Origin of the sequence: Secundilactobacillus collinoides DSM 20515 = JCM 1123 (genome assembly GCF_001435975.1) — a bacterium.
GTDB lineage: Bacteria > Bacillota > Bacilli > Lactobacillales > Lactobacillaceae > Secundilactobacillus > Secundilactobacillus collinoides.
Map to the genome: position 1 here is coordinate 1 of NZ_AYYR01000036.1, position 453 is coordinate 453.

Below are 453 nucleotides of genomic sequence, written 5' to 3' on the forward strand. Positions count from 1 at the left end.
ACCATGCAAAACCTATTTGGCGTTTGGTGGAATAAACAAGCGGCTAGAGAATATGCTGCTAAACACCCCGAAGAAGAAAAGTCGGCCGACAACGATAACAGTGGGTTGTACTACTAGTCCTAAAAGGCTACAAAATCCTTTCTAAGCGGTTTTAAGACTTACTAACCTCTTTATACTTAAGCTAGATTTAAATGGCTTAAACAGAAGAATAGGGGCTTTTAAATGAGTGCCAGAGCTAACCAGGCTAACCAGCTCAAAAGTTCAGCCTTTAGATCAACGCCAAGCTCAAGTGATTTGAGGCCAGGGCTTTATCTATTGATAAGGTACTCAAAAGGTAGTATAATGGTAGTAGTAAAAGAAAGGAGATGAGACAATCATGGCAGTTAAGGAAAAGAAACGGGTCCAAGTCAAGATTGATAAAGATTTGGCCGATGATACCGAAGCAGTTTTAAG

At 40.2% G+C, this 453-nt stretch carries 2 pseudogenes; both read left to right on the forward strand.

Going from position 1 to position 453, the window contains the following annotated elements:
• Nucleotides 1–117: pseudogene (locus tag FC82_RS16875) on the forward strand (plasmid replication initiator protein A); the annotation flags it as partial.
• Between the two features lie 259 nt (nucleotides 118–376).
• A pseudogene (locus FC82_RS16725) lies at nucleotides 377–453 on the forward strand (type II toxin-antitoxin system RelB/DinJ family antitoxin); the annotation flags it as partial.